Source organism: Synechococcus sp. CBW1006, assembly GCF_015840525.1.
Classification (GTDB): domain Bacteria; phylum Cyanobacteriota; class Cyanobacteriia; order PCC-6307; family Cyanobiaceae; genus CBW1002.
In genome coordinates, this window is the sequence record NZ_CP060396.1 from 1887610 (window position 1) to 1901622 (window position 14013).

General features: G+C 66.5%; 12 protein-coding genes. 7 read left to right on the forward strand and 5 right to left on the reverse strand.

The features are described 5' to 3' along the window. Positions 1-163 precede the first annotated feature (163 nt). The 4 genes from mtnC to H8F26_RS09080 all read right to left on the reverse strand — a co-directional run bounded on the left by mtnC (position 164) and on the right by H8F26_RS09080 (position 3272). Positions 164-1132, reverse strand: coding sequence for an acireductone synthase (gene mtnC / locus H8F26_RS09065; RefSeq protein WP_197158832.1), 969 nt, complete (start codon positions 1130-1132; stop codon positions 164-166). Continuing rightward, positions 1125-1805, reverse strand: a complete 681-nt coding sequence (mtnB, locus tag H8F26_RS09070; RefSeq protein ID WP_231605570.1) for a methylthioribulose 1-phosphate dehydratase — start codon at positions 1803-1805, stop codon at positions 1125-1127. The genes mtnC and mtnB overlap by 8 nt, the downstream gene beginning before the upstream one ends. Positions 1806-1889: 84 nt before the next feature. Beyond that, entirely contained in the window at positions 1890-2738 is an 849-nt protein-coding gene (locus H8F26_RS09075; RefSeq protein WP_197158834.1) for a DNA-formamidopyrimidine glycosylase, read from the reverse strand. Positions 2739-3062: 324 nt separating this feature from the next. After that, positions 3063-3272 carry a photosystem I reaction center subunit IV gene (locus tag H8F26_RS09080; protein ID WP_197158835.1) on the reverse strand — a complete coding sequence of 70 codons (210 nt, stop codon included), beginning with the start codon at positions 3270-3272 and terminating at the stop codon, positions 3063-3065. A gap of 129 nt (positions 3273-3401) precedes the next feature. Here H8F26_RS09080 and H8F26_RS09085 point away from each other — a divergent pair, with 129 nt between their 5' ends. From H8F26_RS09085 to H8F26_RS09115, 7 genes are all read left to right on the forward strand, one after another. Continuing rightward, positions 3402-4433 carry a hypothetical protein gene (locus tag H8F26_RS09085; protein WP_197158836.1) on the forward strand — a complete coding sequence of 344 codons (1032 nt, stop codon included), beginning with the start codon at positions 3402-3404 and terminating at the stop codon, positions 4431-4433. A 454-nt stretch (positions 4434-4887) separates the two neighbouring features. Beyond that, positions 4888-6453, forward strand: a complete 1566-nt coding sequence (ggpS, locus tag H8F26_RS09090) for a glucosylglycerol-phosphate synthase (protein ID WP_197158837.1) — start codon at positions 4888-4890, stop codon at positions 6451-6453. Between the two features lie 32 nt (positions 6454-6485). After that, a complete protein-coding gene (locus H8F26_RS09095; protein WP_370594685.1) occupies positions 6486-7745 on the forward strand; it encodes an ABC transporter substrate-binding protein in 1260 nt (419 codons plus the stop codon). Further along, the gene (locus tag H8F26_RS09100; protein ID WP_197158838.1) at positions 7742-8617 is read left to right on the forward strand and encodes a carbohydrate ABC transporter permease; all 876 of its coding nucleotides are present in this window, start codon (positions 7742-7744) and stop codon (positions 8615-8617) included. Before H8F26_RS09095 ends, H8F26_RS09100 begins: the two co-directional genes overlap by 4 nt. A gap of 168 nt (positions 8618-8785) precedes the next feature. Further along, a complete protein-coding gene (locus tag H8F26_RS09105; protein ID WP_370594699.1) occupies positions 8786-9547 on the forward strand; it encodes a carbohydrate ABC transporter permease in 762 nt (253 codons plus the stop codon). A 62-nt stretch (positions 9548-9609) separates the two neighbouring features. Continuing rightward, the gene (locus H8F26_RS09110) at positions 9610-10593 is read left to right on the forward strand and encodes an ABC transporter ATP-binding protein (protein ID WP_197158840.1); all 984 of its coding nucleotides are present in this window, start codon (positions 9610-9612) and stop codon (positions 10591-10593) included. Between the two features lie 138 nt (positions 10594-10731). Then, positions 10732-12351, forward strand: coding sequence for an alpha-amylase family protein (locus H8F26_RS09115; RefSeq protein WP_231605608.1), 1620 nt, complete (start codon positions 10732-10734; stop codon positions 12349-12351). Positions 12352-12373: 22 nt separating this feature from the next. On the opposite strand, the gene H8F26_RS09120 is transcribed toward H8F26_RS09115, so the two are convergent. After that, positions 12374-13969 (reverse strand): glycerol-3-phosphate dehydrogenase/oxidase, encoded by a 1596-nt coding sequence (locus tag H8F26_RS09120; protein ID WP_197158842.1) that lies wholly within the window; start codon positions 13967-13969, stop codon positions 12374-12376. Between the last annotated feature and the right edge of the window lie 44 nt (positions 13970-14013).

A 14013-nucleotide genomic window follows, 5' to 3' on the forward strand; every position in this document is an offset into this window, starting at 1 on the left:
CCGATGGCAGCCTGATGGCTGCGATCGGGGGCGTTTTCGTGTGCCTGGGGATCGATGGCCTCCCCGCTTGACGGCCTCCCCAAGAGCAGCCTCCCCAAGCAGCAGCCTTCCCTAGAGAGAGTCTGCTGACTCAGATGGCTTTGCCTTCAGGGATTCGGAACTGTTAGGGCATCATGATTGATCGGATAGCGTCAAAACGCTTGATGCTTGTGTACGGATGGCAGGGTTGCGGCGGATTTCCCTCACGTTCGCTAATCAGCACTGCATACCCAGCCTCTGCTGCGGCATCCAGTTCGAAGGTGACATCGCTGATGAAAAGGATCCTGCTGGGATCCGTCTGAAGTTCGGTGCAAATGGATCGATAGCTCTCTGCTCTTTGTTTCGCACCTATGCGAGTGTCGAACCAGGCCGAAAACCAAGGGCGCAAATCTCCAAAGCAGCTGTATTGGTAGATGAGTTGCTGTGCACGGACAGAGCCGGAAGAATACACTGCGATTTGTAGTCCCTGATTCTTCCAGTCACGCAGGGCTGGTGGAACATCGGCGTAAATGGGCCCCTGTAAACTCCCGTTGGCATAGCCGTGCTCCCAGATCAGTCCTTGAAGCTCCTTGAGAGGGGTGAGTTTGCGATCCTGATGAATCAGCCATTCCAGATAGGGTACGAGCGCATGGATTCTTGTTGCGTTGAGGCTTGAAGAATTGAATTCACCGGTGAAAGCGCTTCCGGATGTCTGATTGTTGACAATCTCACTAGGGGCAGAGCCAGGGCTGGCAGTAACACTGCTATTGCGATTGCCATTGTTAGCAATAGCAGGTTCTGTTGCTATTCCCGTTCCAGGCTCTGGATCCTTGCCTGATGACTTCCTGCGCAGTTGCACTGCTTCGGGGTCACTCTCCAGGTCCCAGGCTTGCTGCAACTCCTGTACCAGCTCTATGACGGCTGGCTGTTGACCTTGGCTTTTCAGAAAAGATGCGAGGTTGGACCTGGCATAGGGAAACAGCACTTCGCTGACAAAGCTCACCGGGCAGGTGGTCCCTTCAATGTCCAGCAGGATGTGTGTCGTCGTGTCGGGCAAAAGCACGCCAGGGGCTCCGCTGGCTTGGTTGTTGGTGGCGCGATTGGGTTCAGGCATGGTTTGTCTCCTTCTGAACGTCGTGTCGCTGTGTGATGGCTGCGTCGGAATGCTCACGGCCGGGCATGGGGGGCATCAGGCTCTGCAGCAGCAGGCGTCGCCACCGCTGTTCGAGAAGAAATTCGAGGATCTCAAGATGGCGCTGGGCCTCGCCCAGATCCCTGCCCCAGGCGTAGAGCCCGTGACCTCCGATCAACAGCCCATGCGGTGCCTGGGCCAGGTGTGGCCGAGCGGCTGAGCTGAGGGACTGCAGGTCCTGATCGTTGGGAAGCACGGGGATGTGAATGGTGGTGGCGTGGGTGCTGACGCCTTGCAGGCCTTTGAGCATCTCCAGGCCGCTGATCGCCAATGCAGCGCAGCCTGATTCCGCCCTCTCCTCCTGGCCCAGAGCCCAGGATGAAAGCAGGGTGGCCGCCTGGGAGTGGGTGTGCAGCACGGCCCCGGCGCCAGCCTCGGCGACGATCGCCAGATGCAGCAGGGTTTCGGCACTGGCTTTGCCGTGTCCGCTGATCACGCGTGCGTTCCCATCGACGAGGATCAACTGTTCGGGCTCTACCGAGCCCTTGTCCACGCCGCTGGGTGCCATCAACAGCTGCAGGGGCTCCTGCTGCCTGACACAACTGAAATTGCCTCCCGTGCCATCGCACCAACCGCGCTGGTGGATGGCAACCATGGCCTCAGTGAGTTGGGTCGCCAGGGACTCCAAACCGGATCGTTCGGAAACTCCATCCATCCAAGCGCGTCGCGGCGCCCGGGTTCACTGCTGGCAGAGCGGGCACCAGTGGCTGCTGCGCCCGGCCAGCTTGTCGCGGCGCAGCACGGTGCCGCAGCGGCGGCAGGGTTCGCCGCCGCGTCGATAGACCCAGGCCACACCGCCATAGTTCCCATTGGTGCCTGTGAGATCACGGAAGTCGCTGAAGGTGGTGCCGCCGGCGCCGATGCTGGCCCGCAAAATCCTCAGCAGGGCCCCATGCAGGCGTTCCAGCTGAGGACGCTTCAGCTCGCCAGCTGGAGTGTGGGGTCTGATGCCGGCTTCGAACAGCGATTCATCGGCATAGATGTTGCCCACTCCGGCCACCAGCCGTTGATCGAGCAGGGCGTTCTTGATGGGCCGTGACGAACCCTGCAGGGCCTGTTGCAGATGGCTGGCTGTGAACTCAGGGCTGAACGGTTCAGGCCCGAGTCGCTGCAGTCCGGTGATCACTTCGGCAGGAGCCTGATCAGGGGGCACCCACCACATCTGCCCGAAGCTGCGGGTGTCGACGAAGCGGAGTTCATGGCCGTGCGGATCAAAGATCCGCACCCGTGTGTGGCGGCAGGGATCTGCTGGTTCTGGAAGCCAGAGGAACTGGCCGGTCATGCGCAGGTGCACCCCCCAGGTCCCGGCGCTGATGCCGGCGCTGTCGGCCAGGGCCGCTAGCAGGTACTTGCCGCGCCGTTGCCAATGCTCCAGGCGGCAGCCCTGCAGCGCTGCACAGAAGAGCTCGGCAGGTTGCGGGTTGGCGATGGTGCGCGCAAGGCGCACCTCAACGGTGGCCACCGTCATGCCGTGGGTCTGCTGCTCCAGGCCGCGGCGGACGGTTTCGACCTCGGGCAGCTCCGGCACGGGTTCTTGGATCTGGTCGGACTGCGCTGCGACGCAGGGGATGGCCTCATCGTGCCACCCAGCGGTCTGCTGGCGCGCTCGTTCGGTGGATGGGTCTGCCTGTCTCCTGGCCGCGTCATACCAAAAAAGCCTGCCTGGAATCCCAGACAGGCTGACCTTGCTTCGGTTGTGATTGAGGGGTTTGGAGGTGATTCAGGCTGAATGCCCGGCGCTCGTGCCGCCTCCCGCTCCGGGGTCAAGCGGAACGGCTTTGCTGGGCTGACCTGCCCTGAAGACGGATCAGCGCATTGAGGACGCCATGCAGCAAAGGCATCGCCCTGGCACTCAGGCCTTCTCGAGTTCGTACTCGGCGAAGTTGTTGGTGTTGATGCCGCCTTCGGAGCCGCTGTAACCGTTGTAGTTGACTTTCTCGAAGCGCACAATCACGGGATAACGGATCCCGGAGGTGTCGATCGACGCCACGGTGCCGACGTCGTTGAACCAGTAGGACTCAGGGCGCTTGATGCGCACCTTGTCGCCGCGGGAGATGGCCATCGCTGCGCGTGAAGTGGGTGGCTGTCAACGGGACGTTACCCGTGGGCCGTGGTGCTGGCGGAAGCGCGTCACGATTCGTCGCCGTCCTGGGGCCGTGGCACGATCGCCTCTCGCCACCGTGTTCGTGCCATGGATCCGATCGAGGCTCCCGCGCTCAGCCTCGAGCTTCCGGATCCGGACTCCGATGCGATCAGCACGATGGAGTTTCTGGCCCGCCTCGAGGCGGCCTGGCAGGTGTGTGATCGCTTCGATCTGCAGACCGAGATCTGGCGAGGCAGGATCCTGCGGGCGGTGCGTGACCGTGAGAAGCGTGGCGGTGAGGGCCGCGGCACCGGCTTCCTGCAGTGGTTGCGGGAGCAGGAGATCAGCAAGACCCGGGCCTACACCCTCATCCAGCTGGCCGAGTCTGCCGATGGACTGGTGGGTGGCGGCCTGCTGGAGGAAGCCAGCGTCAACCTCTTCTCCAAGCGCGCCTTCCTCGAAACGGCCCAGGCGGAGCCGGAGGTGCAGCAGATGGTGAGTGAGGCCGCCAATGAGGGCCAGCAGATCACCCGCAAGCAGGTGAAGCGTCTCGCCGACGAATTCACGGCCGCCACCAGCCCCTTGCTGCCTGAGGAGATCCGCCAGCGCACCGCCGAAAACCTGCTGGCGCCCCGGGTGGTGGCTCCGTTGGTCAAGGAGCTGGCCCAGCTGCCCGAGGAGCAGCAGCAGGATCTGCGGCGCGTGCTGCAGGATGAGCCTGAGCTGGATCGGGTCAAGGATGTGACCCTCACAGCCCGCTGGCTGCGCAAGGCTGCCGAAGCCGGATTGGCGGTCCGTGCGTTTCAGCACGACCATCTCGATCTGGAAAAGGCCATGCAGGAGGCGCAGCGCCTCGATGCCCTCGGCCTGCTGGCTGATGCGGTGGGGCAGGCCCAGCAACTGGAGGCGGCGGTGCTCAAGCTCCACACCAGCTGGCGTCGGCTGGGAGGGTTGTACGAGCGCCTCTGGGTGGAAAGCGGCAGCAGCACGCCCCACCTGCGTGAGCTGCTGAATGCGTTGCAGACCCTCAGCGGCAGCACCCTGCGGGTGTCCCTCGGCGAGCTGGCCGGCGGGAAGCGGCTGCGGCTGCAGCTGGTCGAGGAAGCCCACGATCAATTGCAGCCCCCGCCGTTGCCCTGAGCCGACACGATTTGACAGCCGCAGGAACGTGTGTTCTGGTGGAACGAAGAGATGGTGTCGTTGTTGTGCCTCGAATCCACCCGGTTCCGCCATCGCGTCCAGCCTGTTAGGCCAGATCCGTGGTGCGATCTGGTCGTGCCATCCGGTCCACGCGGCTGCTGTGCGACGCGACCTCAGGCGCTGCCCCCCATCGCTTGGATTCCCCAGGTTGCGAGTTCGAGCGAGCACAGTCGGGAGGTGGGCCCTGCTCTGCTCGCACCCCTGTCGACGTCAGCTTGGGATCCCCGTGTGTCGTCACATCGCGAGGCCACCAGGACTTCGACAGCACCTGGGGCTCTAAGGGATGCCGATCTCAGGCTCTGTCTATCCAGCCTTCCAGCGCCTTCAGACCAGTCTGCCTGAACCCTGCTGTTCAGTTGTTGGACCAGTTTCGATTCTATTGTCTTTTTTCAGCATGACTGTTCTCGATTCAGCTCGCCATCCGGCGAATCCCGCCAGCGAAGGCAGCAGCCCAAGTGGCAGCACCTACGCAAGTGGAGGCATCAACGGCCAGAGCGACTTCGTGCTGGTGTATCATCGCTCGCCCTACGACGAGCAGATCGACGTCGACGGCACCCGCCACTGGGTGGATCAGACCAGTCCGAACGGCATCATTCCCACCCTGCGGAATCTGTTCCGTGAGCAGCCGCGGGGAACCTGGATCGCCTGGCGCAAGGAGGCGGACGAGGGGGTCGTCGTTTCGGATGAGCGTCTGCAGATCCGCGCATCGGTGAATATCACCTTGCGGCGGCTGCCGCTGACCGAGGCGCAGATCTCAAGCTTCTATCATGTGACATCGAAGGAGTCGTTCTGGCCGATCCTGCATTCCTTCCCTGGTTATTTCAGCGTTGATAATTCCGATTGGCAGATTTTTGAGCAGGTGAATGCTTCGTTCGCCAGGGCGGCCTGCGAAGAGGCGGCTCCGGGGGCCACCATCTGGGTGCATGACTACAACCTCTGGCTCGCACCGGCCTTCATTCGGCGTCAGCGGCCGGATGTGCGCATCGCTTTCTTCCATCACACGCCTTTTCCCTCGTGTGATGTGTTCAGCATCCTTCCCTGGCGCGACGCCATCGTCGACAGCCTGCTCTGCTGCGATCTCGTGGGCTTCCACATCCCGCGCTATGCCAATAACTTCGCCCATGCGGCCATTTCCCTGCGCGGCGCCACGGCTGGGGCAGCCGTGGCGGTGGAGGACAAGTTCCGGCGGACCGGCAGTGCCCTCGCTGAACCGATGGCCATCCCCTGGCTGGAGCATCAGGGCCGGCAGGTGCGTCTGGTGTCCTCACCGGTTGGAACCTCCCCCGACCTGATCCGGGCCCTGGCCGACAAGCCGGCGGTGCAGGCCACAGCGCGCACGATCGCCGAACAGCACGAGGGCCGCACCCTGATCCTCTCGGCCTCGCGGGTGGACTACACCAAGGGCAACGAGGAGATGCTGCTCACCTACGAGCGCCTGCTCGAAAACCAGCCCGACTGGCATGGCCGTGTCGAGCTGTTCCTGGCCTGCGTGGCTGCTGCCAGTGGCATGCGCATCTATGACGAGATCCAGCGCTCGGTGGAGGAAGTGGTGGGTCGCATCAATGGCCGCTTCGGCCGGATCGATTGGACACCGGTGCGTTTGTCGACGGTGCGGACGCCCTACGAAGAGTTGGTGGCCTGGTTCGGACAGGCCGACATCTGCTGGATCACCCCGCTGCGGGACGGCCTCAACCTGGTGGCCAAGGAATATGTGGCGGCTCGCCGCGGCCAGGCAGGGGTGCTGGTGCTCTCGGAATTCAGTGGTGCTTCGGTGGAGCTGCAGGACGCCCTGCTCACCAACCCGTATTCGCACCGCAGCATGGATGAGGCGATCGCGGCGGCTCTGGTGATGCCGCTCGAGGAGCAGCGCCGCCGCATGGACGGCATGACCGGCGCCGTGGAGACGTTCACCGTGCAGCACTGGGCTGAGGAGCAGCTGGGCGTTCTGCGGGCCTTGTGACCCGGCCGTCTCGCGAGCTCTGGGCTCGGCGCTTGGCGCTGGCGCTGTTGGCGGCCCTGGTGGTGGCGCTGTTGCTGCCGGTGTCCATCGCCGTGGCCCGGCCCGCGGTCACGATCCGGGTGCTGATGCCGGCGCCCTTCGTCGATGCCACCGCCGCCACGGTGGAGGCCTTCAACCGCAGCCATCCGCGGCTGACCATCGCCGTGACCCGTGGTCCCTTCGAGACCGAATCCGTCTCGGATCTGGCGATCAGCAGCCTGCTGCTGGGCGACAGCCCCTACGATCTGCTGCTGATGGATGTGAGCTGGACGGCCAAGTACGCCGCTGCCGGCTGGTTGTTGCCCCTCGACGATCGGCTCGGTCCCGATCCCCTGGCCGGTGTGGTGTCCGGCGCGCGGCAGGGCAACGTGATCGATGGCCATCTCTGGCGGGTGCCGATGGTGGCCTCGATGGGGCTGCTCTACTGGCGCACCGATCTGATGGAGCGCCCACCCCGGACGCCCGCCGAACTTGTGGCCGTGTCTCAGCAGCTGCAGCAGCAGGGTCGGGTGCGTTGGGGCTTTGTCTGGCAGGGGCGCCAGTACGAGGGCCTGATCTGTGATTTTCTGGAGGTGCTGCACGGCTTTGGCGGTCGCTGGGAGCCGGATCTGACGCCGGGCCTGGGGCTGGAGCAACCCGAGGCGGCGGCAGCGGCGGGCTGGTTGCGGCAGCTGCTCGTCGACGGCATCAGCCCGGCGGCGGTGGCCAATTTCGCTGAACCGGAGACCCTGCAGGCGTTTGAGACCGGCGACGTCGCCTTCATGCGCAACTGGCCCTATGCCTGGAGCGAGCTGCAGAAGCCGGGCAGCCGCGTGGCCGGCAAGGTGGGGGTCACCACCATGGTGGCGGAGCCTGGCCAGTCCCCCGCCGCGACCCAGGGCAGCTGGGGCCTGTCGGTGCTGCGCGGCAGCTCCCATCCTGATCAGGCGGTGGAGGTGCTGCAGGCCCTGACTGGAGCCGACAGCCAGCGCCGGTTGGTGAAGGACTGGGGCAACACCCCCACCCTGACGGCCCTGTTTGAGGATCCGGAGCTGCTGGCCGCCTCCCCAACCCTGCCGGAGCAGCTGCGGGCCCTTGAATACGCCGTTCTGCGGCCGATCACGCCGGCCTACGCTCAGTTGAGCGACATCCTGCAGCGGCAGCTGAGCGATGTGATCACCGGCGGACTGCCGGCCGCTCAGGCCATGGGGCGGGCGGGCCAGGCCAGCACCCTGTTGCTGGAGTCCACCGGTGGAGAGGCGAAGGGGGCATGAGCCGAACGTTGCGCGCCAATCTCGTCACCCTGGCGTTGATCGCCCCGGCGCTGCTGTTGCTGCTGGCGGTGTTCGTCTGGCCGATGGGCTACTACGGCTGGCTGAGTCTGCAGGCCCAGTCGGTGTTCACGGGCCTGGAGCCCGTGCCGGTGGGCCTGGCCAACTGGCAGCGGCTGCTCGGGGACGGCCGCTTCTGGCAGGACGCCGGTCAGACATTGCGCTTCTCCGGCGTTTCCGTGGGACTGGAGCTGCTGCTTGGCCTGGCCATTGCCCTGGTGCTGCATCAGCGCTGGCCGGCACGGGGGGTGGTCAGAAGCCTCACCCTGCTGCCCTGGGCCCTGCCCACCACGGTGATGGCCCTGGGCTGGCGCTGGATCTTCAACGATCCCAACGGGACGATCAACGGCTTGCTCCAGAGCGTCGGGCTGGCCACGCTGCCCTTTCTGGCGTCTCCCCAGCTCGCCTGGATCGCGGCGGTGGTGGCGGACGTCTGGAAGACGACCCCGTTCGTGGCTCTGGTGTTGCTGGCGGGGTTGCAGATGATCCCCGCCGATCTCTACGAAGCTCTGGCGCTTGAGGGTGGTACCAGTTGGCAGGCCTTGCGGCGCATCACCCTGCCGTTGCTGCGGCCCTACATCTTTCTGGTGCTGCTGTTTCGACTCGCCCAGGCCCTGGGCGTGTTTGATCTGATCGCGGTGCTCACCGGCGGTGGGCCAGCGGGCAGCACCGAGAGCCTGGCGGTGTACGCCTATCTCAATGCCATGCGTTTCCTCGATTTCGGCTACAGCGCCACCGTGATGCTGGGCATGTTCCTGCTGTTGCTGCTTTCTGCCCTTCTGCTGTTGCTGTGGCGGCGAGCCGCCGAGGCCTGAACGCCGCTGATCTCCGCCATGACGTCTCCCTCTCGTTCCTCGGATCCCATGCCTGGAGGCCCCATGGCCAGAAGCCCCGTGGCCAGTGGTGCCGGTTCGATTCCCGCCTCAGCCCTTTTCGGCCGAGTCCTGGCGGTGGGGCTGCTGCTGTTCTGGAGCCTCGGGCCGATGGTCTGGCAGCTCTACACGTCGCTGCGCACTCCCGAAGCCCTGCTGGCGGGCTGGGCTGGATTGGCCCGCGGCTGGACGCTGGCGAATTACACCCAGATCCTCACGGGAGATCCTCCCTTCTGGCGCTATCTGCTCAACAGCACCTTGGTGGGCGGTGTCAGTACGCTGCTCACCCTGCTGCTGGCCATCCCCTGCGCCTATGGCCTGGCACGGCGTTCCGGGGCGCTGCGGCTGGTGATGGGGGGCACTCTGCTGGCCACGGCGGTGTTCCCTTACGTGTTGCTGTTCCTGGCCCTGCTGGAGGTGGCCCGTCACTTCGGGCTCGCCAACAACCTGCTGGCGCTCTGCCTGCCCTATGCGGGGTTGTCCCTGCCCCTGGCAGTGCTGTTGTTGCAGGCGGCTTTTGCTGAGCTGCCCCCGGAACTGGAGGAAAGCGCTGTGCTGGAGGGGCTCAGCCTGTTGCAGCGCCTGCGCTGGATCCTGCTGCCGCTGCTCGGTCCGGCGGTGTTCAGCACGGCACTGCTGGTGTTCCTGTTCAGCTGGAATGAGTTCCCCATCGCCCTCACCTGGCTGAGCCGCAGCGAGCTGCTCACCCTGGCGCCGGCCATGGCCCGCATCGCCGGCTCCTCGGTGTACACCGTGCCCTACGGAGCCTTTGCCGCCGCCACGGTGCTGGGCAGCGTGCCGCTGCTGGTGCTGCTACTGGTGTTCCAGCGGCCGATCGTGGCGGGGCTCACCCAGGGGGCGATCAAGGGATGACGACACCTACTCCGGCCACGCCTGCGTCAGTCACGGTGACTGCAGCGACAGCCAGTCCGGCCATGGCTGGCAGCCTGCGGCTTGAGCAGCTGCTGCGGCGGATCGGGACGCGCACGATCGTCGATCATCTCGATCTCACCGTCGCAGGCGGCGATTGCCTGGCGCTGCTGGGCCCCAGTGGTTGCGGCAAGAGCAGCATTCTGCGATTGATCGCCGGCCTGGACTGGCCCGATGCGGGGCGGATCCTGCTGGCGGGCCGCGACATCACGACCCTGCCGCCGGTGCGGCGTCAGGTGGGCATGGTGTTCCAGAGCTATGCCCTCTATCCGCATCTGAGCGTGGCGCGGAATCTGTCTCTCGGGATGGAGATGCGCGGGGTGGCCCGGGCCACGATCGAGCGCGAGCTGGATCGGGTGTTGGCGCTGCTGCAGCTCGACGAGCTGCGTGGCCGGCGGCCGGCCGATCTGTCGGGCGGGCAGCGGCAGCGGGTCGCCTTGGCCCGGGCTCTGCTGCGCAGGCCGCAGGTCTTCCTGCTGGACGAGCCGATGAGCAATCTCGATGCCCAGCTGCGCGAGGAACTGCGGCCCCAGCTGCGCACGATCCTCTGTGGCGGCAGTGCCCCGGTGGTGTACGTGACCCATGACCAGCAGGAGGCCATGGGCATCGCCGATCGGATCGCCGTGCTGCGGGACGGCCGCCTGCAGCAGTGCGGCACCCCTCAGCAGCTCTACGAGCAGCCCGCCAACGCCTTTGTGGCCCGCTTCATCGGGCGGCCGGAGATCAATCTGCTTCCCCAGCCCGATGGATCTCTGCTGGGGGTGCGCCCGGAGCATCTTCATCCCGTTGCGGAGGGGGGGATTGCGGCCCGTCTGCTCAGCCGCGAATGGCATGGCGCCAGCCAGCAGCTGCTGTTGTCCACGTCCTACGGACCGTTGCGCTGGGTGTGCAACGGGGATCAGCCGGTGGAGGCTGAGCTGCGCCTGGGCTGGGAGCCCCGGCGGGTCCATCGCTTCGATGGCCGCTCCGGCCTGCGTCTGCCGGACTGATGAGGGCCGCGGTGGCCTGATCGTTCCCGTTCCTGCCCCACGATGTCGCCCCCCTCCTCCCGCCGCAGTCGCAAGGTTCCGCCCAGGCCGCTGGGCCGCGTGCCCCACTGGTGGGAAGGCTGCGTGATCTATCAGCTGATGCCGCGCAGCTTCGCCGACGCGAACGGCGATGGCATCGGTGATCTGGCCGGCATCATCGACAAGTTGCCGTACCTCGAGTGGCTCGGTATTGATGCCATCTGGCTGACACCCCCCTATCCGTCTCCCTTGCGGGATGGGGGCTACGACATCACCGATTTCACGGCCATCCATCCGGACCTGGGCAACCTGGACGACTTCCGGCTGCTGCTGGATCGGGCCCATGCCTGCGGTATTCGCCTGATCCTCGATCTGGTGCTCAATCACACCAGCGTGCTGCACCCCTGGTTTCAGCGGGCCCGCTGGGCGGCCCCCGGCACCCCCGAGCGGGAGTTCTTCGTGTGGCGCGACGACGATCGCGGCTACGCCGACGCCCCGGTGCTGTTCCGCCATTTCGAGTCGTCGAACTGGGAATGGGACCCGATGGCGGGCCAGTACTACCTGCATCGCTTCCTGCGTCACCAGCCCGATCTCAACTACGCCAACCCCGCCGTGGAGGAGGCCATGCTGCAGGTGGTCGACTTCTGGCTGGAACAGGGGGTGGATGGCTTCCGCCTCGATGCGGTTCCCTTTCTGTTCGAAGCCGAGCACAGCCGCTGTGAGGGCCTGCCCGAAACCCATGCCTTCCTGCGGCGCCTGCGCTCCCGGGTGGACGCCTGCGGCCGGGATGTGCTGCTGCTGGCGGAGGCGATCCAGCCGGTGCGCGAATCGGCGCCCTACCTGGCGGATGACGAACTCCATGCCGCCTTCGATTTCGCCCTCACGGCCCATCTGTTTGCCGCCGTGGCCCATGGCCGCTGCGACGACTTACTCCACTGCCTCAGCCATGCCCAGGAGATGGTGCCCGGCTGCCGCTGGGCGTTGCCGCTGCGCAATCACGACGAGCTCTGGCTCGGTGATGGTCATCTCGTGGAGCAGAGCGTGATCGAGGCGATCCTCAACGGCTTCCCGGAAGGGCGCGACCACTGGCTCAACTGGGGCATCAACCGTCGGCTCGCCCCCCTGCTGAATGGCGATCCCCGGCCCAACACCCTGCTGCATGGCCTGCTCTACAGCCTGCCCGGCCTGCCCTGCCTCTACTACGGCGACGAACTGGGCATGGGCGACTGGCCGGGGTTGCGGGACCGCGACGCCAACCGCACGCCGATGGCCTGGACCAGTGCCCCCAACGGTGGCTTTTCGACGGCTCCCGACCCGTTGCTGGTGCTGCCGCCGATCACGGCGCCGGGCTTCGACTACCGCATGGTGAACGTGGAGGTGCAGCAACAGCTCTCCGGCTCCCTGCTCAACTGGCATCACCGCATGCTCACCAGCCGGCGGCTGCTGCCGGCCCTGCGCCATGGCGACGTGGTGTGGCTTGAGAGCGGCCATCCCGGCGTTCTTTGTTATGCCCGCCATTGCCCCGAGTGCCAGGACGGGGACGCCCCCCAGCCGTCGATGACCGTGGTGGTGGCGGCGAACGTGTCGTCTGCCGGTGCGTCCACCCAGCTGGAACTGGGGCGCTGGCAGGGCAGCCGCATGCGCGACACCCTCTGGGGCTGCGAATTCCCGGCGGCCAGCGACGCCTGGTTCGTGTATCTGCCTGCCTATGGCTTCTTCTGGTGGCTGGTGGGGGAGTGAGGCAGGCGGCTGGTCCCCAGCCCTATGACCCTGCGTGCACACCCTCCTCGTCCAGCAGCTGTCGCACCGGCTCCTTCAGCCGTTCCGCTTCGGCGGTGTCCACGAAGGCGAGGCGGCAGCGCCGCGCCAGCACGTCCTCAGGGTCGCGCACCCATTCGTGGCGGGCCATGTGGCGCACCTCCGCGGCTGTGAGCGGAATCACGCTGCTGAGCGGTTCCCGTTCCGCGGCATGGGAGGCGCAGGCCAGTACGGCCTCCGCCTCCAGCCCGTGGCTGGCCAGCAGATGGGCGCTCAAGCCGGCGGCCCCGGCTGGGCCGAGCTGCTCCTCAAGGGTCTCCGTGAGCCTCAGCCGCAGGGCGGCGAGCCCGGTTGTGGTCTGGGCGGCATCGGCGGCGCTGCCGACGATCGGCGCGGCCTTGGGGGCCGGCAGGGTCTGACCCAGTTCGGCGGTCACGGCGGCGAGCGCCTCCAGCGCCATCGTGCGGCAGGTGGTCCACTTCCCCCCCAGCACGCTGACCAGTCCGCAGGGCAGGCGCTCGACGCTGTGCTCCCGCACCACGCCGGCGGTGCTGGTGGCGGCCTCATCCGGCAGCAGCAGCGGCCGTCCGCCGGCCCAGCGGCTGCTCACCTGCGGGCTCTGAACCGATGGGAACCAGCGGCGCACATAGTCGAGCAGATAGGCCTCTCCTTCTGGGCTGGGCTGCTCGGCAGCGGCGGCGGGGCAGGCGGTGTCGGTGGTGCCCACCAGCGTGCGCCCGAAGAACGGCAGCATGAACAGCACCCGGCCGTCGTCGGTGGAAGGCACCAGCAGGCCGGTGCCGGCGGGACACAGGGCCTGCTCCAGGACCAGGTGCATGCCGCGGCTCACCTGCAGCCGTGATGGCAGATCCGGCGCCGCCAGGCGCCGCACGGCGTCGGCGCCGATGCCGGCGGCATTGACCACCACCCGAGCCTCCACCTGGCTGCGCTGGCCGTCGGTTGCCTCCAGCACCGCGCCGCAGAGTCGGCCGTTCTTCTGCAGCAGCTCCACCACCGGCGTGTGGGGTCGCACCAGGGCCCCGTGGCGTGCGGCGGTTCGGGCGATCAGCAGATTCAGCCGCGCATCGTCGAACTGCCCGTCGCTGTAGAGCACGCCGCTGTGGTCAGGTGCCAGATCCGGCAGCAGCCGCTGCACCTCCTTCGCCTGGGCGCAGCGGCTGCCACCGATCGATTCCCGGCCTGCCAGGAGGTCGTAAAGCCCCAGACCGATGGCGTAATAGGCCTGTGCCAGTGGTTGACGGGTGGGCAGCAGCAGCTCCAGCCGATGGGCCAGGAAGGGCACGGCCTTGAGCCAGTGGCCCCGTTCCGCCAGGGCTTCGCGCACCAGCCGCAGCTGACGCCGATCCAGGGTGCGGAAGGCCAGCTCCAGGTAGCGCACACCGCCGTGCAGCAACTTGGTGCTGCGGCTGCTGGTGCCGCTGGCGATGTCGCGGGCATCCACGAGGGCCACGGACAGGCCGCGGCGCACGGCCTCCAGGGCGAGGGTGGCTCCGGTGGCGCCGGCCCCGATCACGAGCAGGTCGTAGGGACCGGTCAGCGAACTCGCGTCTGGATCGATGGGCGGACGGTCGCTCGGCATGGGGATGGGGAAGGACGGGATGTCGGGAGACAGCGCGGCTGCGT